10 protein-coding genes and 1 pseudogene are annotated in these 8,295 nt (G+C 31.2%); 3 read left to right on the top strand and 8 right to left on the bottom strand.

Translation table 11 applies throughout. The annotated features are described in order from the left end of the window. Window positions 1–121 precede the first annotated feature (121 nt). The 3 genes from V7014_RS18500 to V7014_RS18490 form a co-directional block, all read right to left on the bottom strand. Window positions 122–448: a hypothetical protein gene (locus V7014_RS18500; RefSeq protein ID WP_335509083.1), complete on the bottom strand. Its 327-nt coding sequence runs from the start codon at window positions 446–448 to the stop codon at window positions 122–124. A 196-nt stretch (window positions 449–644) separates the two neighbouring features. Next, window positions 645–884 carry a hypothetical protein gene (locus V7014_RS18495; RefSeq protein WP_335509081.1) on the bottom strand — a complete coding sequence of 80 codons (240 nt, stop codon included), beginning with the start codon at window positions 882–884 and terminating at the stop codon, window positions 645–647. A 93-nt stretch (window positions 885–977) separates the two neighbouring features. Next, the gene (locus V7014_RS18490) at window positions 978–1,352 is read right to left on the bottom strand and encodes a hypothetical protein (protein ID WP_335509079.1); all 375 of its coding nucleotides are present in this window, start codon (window positions 1,350–1,352) and stop codon (window positions 978–980) included. Window positions 1,353–1,502: 150 nt separating this feature from the next. Between V7014_RS18490 and V7014_RS18485 the strand changes: the two genes are divergently transcribed. Then, the gene (locus tag V7014_RS18485) at window positions 1,503–1,742 is read left to right on the top strand and encodes a DUF6429 family protein (RefSeq protein ID WP_335509077.1); all 240 of its coding nucleotides are present in this window, start codon (window positions 1,503–1,505) and stop codon (window positions 1,740–1,742) included. Between the two features lie 515 nt (window positions 1,743–2,257). On the opposite strand, the gene V7014_RS18480 is transcribed toward V7014_RS18485, so the two are convergent. Further along, window positions 2,258–2,959: a Type 1 glutamine amidotransferase-like domain-containing protein gene (locus tag V7014_RS18480; protein ID WP_335509075.1), complete on the bottom strand. Its 702-nt coding sequence runs from the start codon at window positions 2,957–2,959 to the stop codon at window positions 2,258–2,260. A 311-nt stretch (window positions 2,960–3,270) separates the two neighbouring features. Between V7014_RS18480 and V7014_RS18475 the strand changes: the two genes are divergently transcribed. After that, entirely contained in the window at window positions 3,271–3,615 is a 345-nt protein-coding gene (locus V7014_RS18475; RefSeq protein ID WP_335509073.1) for a hypothetical protein, read from the top strand. A 435-nt stretch (window positions 3,616–4,050) separates the two neighbouring features. Next, the gene (locus V7014_RS18470) at window positions 4,051–4,974 is read left to right on the top strand and encodes a Gfo/Idh/MocA family protein (RefSeq protein WP_335509072.1); all 924 of its coding nucleotides are present in this window, start codon (window positions 4,051–4,053) and stop codon (window positions 4,972–4,974) included. 653 nt (window positions 4,975–5,627) lie between these two features. Here V7014_RS18470 and V7014_RS18465 read toward each other — a convergent pair. From V7014_RS18465 to V7014_RS18450, 4 genes and pseudogenes are all read right to left on the bottom strand, one after another. Beyond that, entirely contained in the window at window positions 5,628–5,924 is a 297-nt protein-coding gene (locus tag V7014_RS18465) for a hypothetical protein (RefSeq protein ID WP_335509071.1), read from the bottom strand. A gap of 327 nt (window positions 5,925–6,251) precedes the next feature. Further along, on the bottom strand, window positions 6,252–6,812 hold the full coding sequence (locus V7014_RS18460) for a hypothetical protein (protein ID WP_335509069.1): 561 nt from the start codon (window positions 6,810–6,812) through the stop codon (window positions 6,252–6,254). A gap of 170 nt (window positions 6,813–6,982) precedes the next feature. Continuing rightward, window positions 6,983–7,567, bottom strand: a complete 585-nt coding sequence (locus tag V7014_RS18455; protein ID WP_335509067.1) for a hypothetical protein — start codon at window positions 7,565–7,567, stop codon at window positions 6,983–6,985. A 234-nt stretch (window positions 7,568–7,801) separates the two neighbouring features. After that, a pseudogene (locus tag V7014_RS18450) lies at window positions 7,802–8,295 on the bottom strand (transposase); the annotation flags it as partial.

The following is an 8,295-nucleotide window of genomic DNA, read 5'->3' as shown; positions in this document are numbered from 1 at the left end:
ACAATTGGGGTGCAGTTCACTTAGCGTGGTTTTTTTCCGAAATGCTGGCGGCACCATTTATAGAAATACTACTTCTAAAAACAGTATAAGTGCCCTTTAGTTCAATAACGATTTGAGTATATCAATTAATAAAATAATCTTTATAATATATAAAAGTAAACACAATAGATATTAGTGTATATAAAACTGCTGTATAAAATGCAATATTAGGATTAAACTTATGTTTTTCGTTTTTCATCTTCCAATTGGTTGTTTGTGATTGCATTGCCACATCTGTATACGTTGATGTGACACCCCCTTTTGAGGTAAAAAACCAAATAATTACACTCATGATTAACCCCACACCTAAAGAAAAATCAATAAAGTTAGTATTTGTACTCTTACTAACCATAAAGTTAATCCCCACTAAAACTAATAAAGTTATCAGTCCACTAATTATTCGTTTCATACATTCTATGCCCCCTTATTACGTCTGAACAACTACATATTACCTTATTATTTAGGTGGATATACCTAACATTCTTTTATACGTTTATTTATTAATAGAAGTTTCAAAAAATAACCTGCACCTTTAGCTACATAAAAAACAACTGCGGTTGCAGTTGCTTAATGTATTAAAGCACCTTATAGTTTAATAACATTAACTACTGATTACAACCACACTCATACTCCTTGAATTTATATTCTTTGTATAGTGTAAATTCTTTAAAGTCACTTGTTTCAGATTCATAAACCTTAACCAAGGGAGCAACATCCACTTTTGCGAATTCCCTTATCTGTTTATCCAAATCCTCAGATGAGTCTATATTATATTCGTTCATATCTAAATAAAGATTATTGTGTTCACAAATCTCATACGTCACTGCGAAATAATACTTTTTCATAATTATACTCCAATATTTAAACATTTTATTATAAAAGAGCTTTTCAGTTCAACACCCATTAATTTCCATTACTGTTGAATTATTGATATTACTTTACAATGTACAATGTTCCTTAAAAATGAATTTAAAACGAGGTTTAAAATCTATTTCAATCGTTTGTAAAGAGTTTTCATTTTCAATAGTTAATAACACGCTTGAAAAGTCTTTTTTATCAGCAATAATTTCAAATTTATCGATTCTTTTTAAATCTAAAAACGATAATAACCTACTGGAGCCAGTTTGTTTTACTTGTATCTTTACTTCCTCGTAAGAAGGAGAGAGAGTCACAATAAAGTCTTCCTCTCCATTAGAAAATTGATAGGTTGCTACATTATAAAAAAACGGTAAATCTTCATTAGTAGTGTCTAATAGGATAGGTTCACACTCAAACAATGAAAGAAAATCGTTTTCTGATGGGAATTCATACATTCATTATCAACACCTTTCACTTTATTTTAACACTTTATTGAGCTATCCTGACCCATTTGCTCAATATTTAATGCCGATCAAAAGTAATGTTTGGTTTGGAATATTACATAAATGAAGTTAAACTATAGACAAACGAAAGGAGTCGTTCATATGAAAGATCAAATCGATGAATTAACTTTATTATTGTTGCATTTAACCTCTTTTAAAGAAGATTATGGATTAGGTGAATCTCAAAGAAGTTGGAAGGGATATCCCTTTGAATCTCTAAATGAGTTATCAGGAAAAAATTTCATTCGTGATAGTAAGCGTTCAAAATCTGTTTACCTAACAAATGAAGGTATTGAGGAAGCTAAGAAACTAATAAAAAAATATAATATAAAAGACCATTGAGGAATCTCTCAAAAGAGGATTCCTTAATCAATTATACTCTCTTCTCAAAGACAACTTGAGTTCTTGCACCTGATAGTTTTAGTGTGATTTTTCACAAATTATTAACAGATTTAGTCCGATAATTCTATGTGCATTAAAATTTTGAAGAACGGACCGCAACCCAGCATTCGAAAAATTATTGCTTGGGTTATATTTGTGAATATTTTAGTAGTTATTTTCTTTGTGTTTGGAAGGTTGGGTTGATTAACGTTACACATAAACATACTTAGAGGCTATTTCAAAAGTAATTTTCAATTACTTTGAATCACTTTTGAGGTAAGAAGGTTCGATTTTATAAAATGTTTCGAATCTCGAATATTCACAAATTGGGCAGTAATCTAACCTAGTCTTGTAAGCAAAGTAAATGAAAAACACCTATTAAAGATATCGCAGAAAAGTGGGGAGTATCTTATACTACGATACTCCAGGAAGCTCTTTTTTAGATTTATAAAAATGTTTGATTATTTTCATGCTTATTAATTGAAAGTTATCGTTCTATCGCTGAATTTACGTTTTGTTATTTGGTTATCAATAACTTGAAACTCCCAAGCCTTTGAAGGTTCTCCGATAATTTCATAATGATTATTCGTTAAATATAAACCACAATCGTCTTCTAATGCTATAGCTAGTTCATCACTATTTGATTTTTCCAGAAGCAATCGATGAAACTCATTAGCTCTATCCATTTGATTGTAATGTGGACAAAAGATTTTGTTAATAACATTCCAACCTGGGCTCTCTATGAAGCCTTCCCTCTCATAATTCGAACGAATTCCACTTTTAAACCAGCAAATAGCTCCTGCACTAATACCAGCAATTAATGTTTCATTTTGTAAGGCTTGAAGTAATCTATTGTTTATATTGTATTCTTCCCACTTTCTTATCATATTTATATAGTTCCCTCCTCCGAGATATATTAGGTCAGCAGACTCAATCATCTGTTTTATTTCTGGTTCAACGGGGTTTTTATTTAGACAACGTAGTACCTTAACCTGGCATTCTAACTGCTTTCCAAAAACCTCAGTAAACTCTGTTATGTAATTTTCATCATCATTACTTGCGGTGGGCAAAAATAATACTTTTGGATTCTTCTTTCCACTTAATTCAACAATTCGTTTATTAATATGTAAATTATCTGTATGTTTTACATATCCTCCACCTATTAAAGCTAATTTCATTAATATCCTCCATCTGTTCGAGTATTTTCACTATTGATATTCAATAAAATATATTTTAAATCCTTCTTGAGCTAATCTGCACCGTTAGTAGCAGAAGAAAAATCCGTCTAAAAGACAGCTCTGTTCTTCTGCTATTGCACCTGTTACTTTAAGTGAAACACTTTACATAATACCATTATTATTAAGCTTAGAAGCTAGCCAGATAAGATATCTAGGATTGTCGAAATGAGTCGTTTTATGTATTATGGTATCATAGTAGTTATTTTTCATACTCTGGGGGAAAAACAATGGGGAAGCTATATTCCATTGAATTGGATGAAGAGAAAGGCATTTTCTTTGTAAAAGTAGGCGGCTTTTTTAAAGAGGAAGATGCAAAAATATATTTAAGCGAGTTTCAAACCATCGTAAATACTATTAACCCTTCAAGGTATAAATTAATTATGGATGGACGTGGACAAGAAGAAGTGGCTGGTCATGTGGTGGATGATATTACATTCGTTTTAAAATTATATTCGATGGCTAATTTTAAAAAAATAATAATTATTAATCCTTCCTCTCCTGCTTCAAGAATGCAGGTTGAAAATTGTGTAAGGAAAATTATCTTTGCTGGAATATTTGTGGATTCAATTGAAGAAGCTTACAGCATACAAGATTAATAATATTTTAAAAGTCAACTGTCAACTTTCAACTTTTAACAGGTTCAGTTAAGAGGTGGAAAACTTGTTTTGACAATAGTTTTGACACTCAAAATAACAAGTCATTTTAATCAAAATACACGAGAAAAAGGATGGCATTTTCCATCCTTTTTCTCGTGTATTGAACCTTTATCATTTTTAAAGACCCTTCCTAAACAAACGCACCCTATTATTTAAGTACAATTCTTCACAAACTATTAGCTGGTTTAGTGGCATTAGAAAGTGATTCCTTATAATGAAGAATCCCCTGTTTGTCCAATAAAACATCCAAATAATATCAGCCGTATCTTCAAGATGCACGTCCACATGTAAATAGAGACTTTTCTAATTGTATAGACCACTGTAATAATGTATACTACTTTTGTTATTGACTATATCCATATAGAGGGTGACGATATGAAAAAACCACGTATTGGAATGATAGGGTTAGGAAGTATAGCTCAAAAAGCATATTTACCAATTCTTACTCAAGAAACAGATTGGTCATTTGTAGGTGCTTTTTCACCAAGCAAAGATAAACGAAAAATGATTTGCAATCAGTATCGTATTCAAGATTTTAATAGTTTACAAACTCTCGCTGCGGAATGTGATGCTGTTTTCGTACATAGTTCCACTAGCTCACATTTTGAAGTCGTATCTTCTCTTTTAACTAAAGGAATAGATGTTTATGTCGATAAACCATTAGCTGCAACTGTTGCTGAAGCTGAAAAATTAGTAGAGTTAAGCGAAAAATCAGGAAGAAAGCTTATGGTTGGATTTAATCGACGTTTTGCACCTATGTATGTACAAGCAAAACAACAAGCGCAAAACATTGCATCAGTTCGCATTGAAAAACATAGAACAGATAGCATGGGGCCTTACTCTTATGATTTTAGAATGTTAGATGATTATTTGCATGTAGTTGATACAGTAAGATGGTTAGCAAATGGTGATTTAGATGTGCTACATGGAACAGTAAATATAAGTAGTGAAAATTACCTTGTTTATGCGGGACATGTTTATAAATCCAAGGAAGGTGTACCTTTTTTTACAGACATGCATCGAAAAGCTGGTACTAACCTTGAAAAACTTGAATTATTAACAGATGGAGCAATTATAAGTGTTAAAAACATGAATACTTTAGAAATTGCATCTAATAACAGCATAACTACTTCGTTTTCTCCATCTTGGGATACTACGTTAAAGCAAAGAGGTTTTGAAGATTCTGTACAACATTTTATTGACTGTATTCAAAATGATGAGAAACCACTGATTGATGGACTAGAAGCTCTGAAATCTCAATTATTAGTCACTCAATTAGTAGAAGCAGTAGCTAAATAAATGTTATCTTTTTTATTAAAAGGGAGCTTTATTTGTATTTGATTAATCAACAATATTAATTAACTGAGCCTTTTTTTAAATAAATCAATCTTTTATTTCATGGATTAGATTTTCATTAGTAAATTTATGTAATGTTCTACTTCACCTAATCTACTGTAGATTTGTAATAAAGATTGTTTAAAAAGATATCACTAAACCCTATTTGACGGCAAACACAAAAACTCCATTTTAAAAAAGATTGATAAATGGAGTTAATTCTTTATATTAAGTATGTCATTTTTATAATAAAGTTTGATTATTGCAATGAACCTTATTCCACTTAATAATAAAAATAACAATAATCTTATCAACTTTGGTTAAATATTCATATTATAAATAACCTATTCGTTGAAGAATTGCAAAGCCCTGCATACGCTGACAGCGTAATCGAAGGATGAGTTCAAGAAAGTGCTTAGTATGAAGGTTGCTGGTCTAAATTCGGTAAAGGCGATGACGAGTGCGATCGCATCCTTTACAATTGTGCAAATGGTACATCTAACCCAGGTTGATAGATGGTTACCGAATTCGGTTTACTTTGCTCTCAAGCTAAATAAGGAAATATCTATTAAATTAGTATCGATGAAAAAGAGAAGGGAGCAACCTTCTCTTTTTTGTTATCCTCCCATCAATTTACCTAGGTAAAAGAAGAAACCATATACACCTAAAGATGAACCGCACAAACTAATTATCACAATAGCAAGAATCGTATCAAATGAACTGTTTTTTCTGAAGTTCTTCACAACAAATGCTCCAAACACGATACCTGCTATGAATAATAATGGCCAAAAATATGAAATAACATTAAACGCTAAAGCATCCGATGTCGAACTAATAAAATATACAGCACAAATCAACACAAAAGCTAATGAAGCCACCGCCGTAAAAGTCGAATTCATTTTAGTCGCTTTCATACCCATTCCCCTCCAAAAAAGTTTAGAATATTTTGTTTTTAACCAGTATATCCCTCCTTAAATTAATAGTCAAAAAAATCCAACATGTAGGTTTGGAATAAAGTTTGATATAAATGAAATCACACAACCTTATTTAGCAGTCTACACAAAAACTCCATTTTGAACAAAAATTGATCAAAATAGAGTTAACCTTTTAAATTCCGTATGAACTTTTTATAAAAAAGTTTGATCATTTCAATGAGCCTTATTCCACAAAAGCACCCGATAGTTCAACAAGAGAATGACGAATTAACCTTCCTTTATTAGACTCTTGCACCATTTATTAAATTACTTCCCGTTCAAATAATTTAGTTCCATTTCAATATCACTTTTTATTTCTTCTGAATGACCAAAAGTTCTTTTAGTAATTGGAAACTCCGTTCGGTTTTCTAAATAATATTTTAATTGTAAGAATGTGCTTAGAGGAAAATCGTGTTCAATCCACATATTTTTATATCCAATAATCCCGTATTCTTTAAGGATTCTTTCAACCTCATTGAGCACTTCACCCAAGAATTCGTCGTAAGAACAATTAGTGCTTAGTTCTACTTTTTCAAGGATTTCAGTATCACTGACTTCCTTATGGGACGTGACTCTTAATGACATTTTTCCATCAAACAAGTAGCGAAAGTTCCATTCTATTTGTTCAGGTTCTTCATCCCAAAAAAAGTGGGTACCATTAACTATATAAGCCTCCTCCGTATACAAAGGATTAATTTCTAATAAAGCCTGAAGTAAATCCCCTAAAGCATTGGTAAGGTAACTTGGACTGAAAGAACATTGCTTTGAGTCTATTTCTATATGACAATTAGCCCAACCTGCACCATCCAACTTATATATAAATTTCATCTATTCACCATCCAAATATATTAATCTACAAATTGTATTATAACAAAGTTTTTATGGAACAAAACTGCCCGTTTGTTCCATAAGTAAAAGAGCTGCACTCACAGCTCTTGAATGTACTATTATTGCACCTGCTTATAGAAGAGAATTTTAAAGAGAACATTTATTTTCATTTATTTTTTCTTCCACTTATTCATGGTTAAATTTGATAGTTTCACCTCTATAAAGGAATCTTTTTCAATATCTACATCTATCACTTTATCATGTGGGAACAAATAATATCCGAATGAATCTCCATCCTTATAATTTAAACCAGAAGAACCGGAAGGGTATATTTTAAAAGAATCTCTACGATATGTCGCTGTTGCATTTACGTGATTTCTCGTTGTAAAACCATTTTCGGTAATCGCATGTTCAAGACCTGAAACTAATGTAGCTTCTCTTACACTATAAGTTCCACTTGACCTAAAGTAGACTTGATAATCAGATTTATCACGTGCCAACACTTTCTCTACGTAAATTTTATTCTCCCCATCATTATAAAGTACTTTCCCGACATTACTCCCAAGATCCATCAAATCAATCTTAACAGTATATTCTCCATCTACAGGATACGATTGAAGATGATAATTTTTAACATCATTCCCTATAACAGCAATCCCAGTTATCCAAAGACTCACCCATCCACTAGACACAAGCACAAATGCAATTATTGCTATACCAAATAACAGGACTTTTAAAAAATGTGTTTTTTTCATTATATCCCCCCTAACCACGCTTATATTTTACCATAAAAATCCAAATAGTTTTTTTCAATAACCTGCCCGATAGTGACATAAAGAAAGAAGCTGATTAGATCAGCTTCTCAGATTGAAGACAAACACATTGTTCAATTAAATAATGTGTTTGTTTTTTTATCTATTTCTCTATTTTTAAATTAAAACACAGAAATAGGAAAAAAAAATAGAGTCCTTTTGGTCTCTTAATTTCAGGATTTTTGCTAATTTTTTTATATTTAGACAAGCAAAAGTAAGCCCAATTTTCATGTGCATTTTTTCTTTACCAATCATATTCGTATAGCGAAGACCATGAAATTCTTTAGCTGTTCCAAATAATCGTTCTATTGTTTGCTTTCTAATTCCATAAAGTTGTTTCATTCCAAGGGAATGACGGATATCCTCACATCGTTCCATTTCATCTTCCCATAAATGTCTCATAATTAACTTAGTTTTATTCTTTGATTCTGTACATGAGGTAATGAATGGACAAGACGAACAATCATTGGGATTACTTTTAAATTCTTTATAACCTTCTCTATTAGTTGTTGTATAATTTAAAGTTTTCATATTAGGACAAATGTAACGATCAAAATATTCATCATAAACATAATCATATTTTTTGAAAAATCCTTTTTTAGTCATAGGTCGTTTGTAGGGGAAAACAGGAATTAAATCATCTTCAAATAATTTATGTGCTATTCCAGGCG

The sequence above is a fragment of the Bacillus sp. JJ722 genome (assembly GCF_036963345.1).
Lineage (GTDB): Bacteria > Bacillota > Bacilli > Bacillales > DSM-1321 > Bacillus_AD.
Note: the sequence above shows the minus strand (reverse complement) of the source record. Positions and strands in the feature narration are given on the sequence as shown.

Excerpts from the sequence above, each read along its gene's own strand:
- V7014_RS18500 (WP_335509083.1), bottom strand. The coding sequence starts at position 448 with ATGAAACGAATAATTAGTGGACTGATAACTTTATTAGTTTTAGTGGGG.
- V7014_RS18495 (WP_335509081.1), bottom strand. The coding sequence starts at position 884 with ATGAAAAAGTATTATTTCGCAGTGACGTATGAGATTTGTGAACACAAT.
- V7014_RS18490 (WP_335509079.1), bottom strand. The coding sequence starts at position 1,352 with ATGTATGAATTCCCATCAGAAAACGATTTTCTTTCATTGTTTGAGTGT.
- V7014_RS18485 (WP_335509077.1), top strand. The coding sequence starts at position 1,503 with ATGAAAGATCAAATCGATGAATTAACTTTATTATTGTTGCATTTAACC.
- V7014_RS18480 (WP_335509075.1), bottom strand. The coding sequence starts at position 2,959 with ATGAAATTAGCTTTAATAGGTGGAGGATATGTAAAACATACAGATAAT.
- V7014_RS18470 (WP_335509072.1), top strand. The coding sequence starts at position 4,051 with ATGAAAAAACCACGTATTGGAATGATAGGGTTAGGAAGTATAGCTCAA.
- V7014_RS18465 (WP_335509071.1), bottom strand. The coding sequence starts at position 5,924 with ATGAAAGCGACTAAAATGAATTCGACTTTTACGGCGGTGGCTTCATTA.
- V7014_RS18460 (WP_335509069.1), bottom strand. The coding sequence starts at position 6,812 with ATGAAATTTATATATAAGTTGGATGGTGCAGGTTGGGCTAATTGTCAT.
- V7014_RS18455 (WP_335509067.1), bottom strand. The coding sequence starts at position 7,567 with ATGAAAAAAACACATTTTTTAAAAGTCCTGTTATTTGGTATAGCAATA.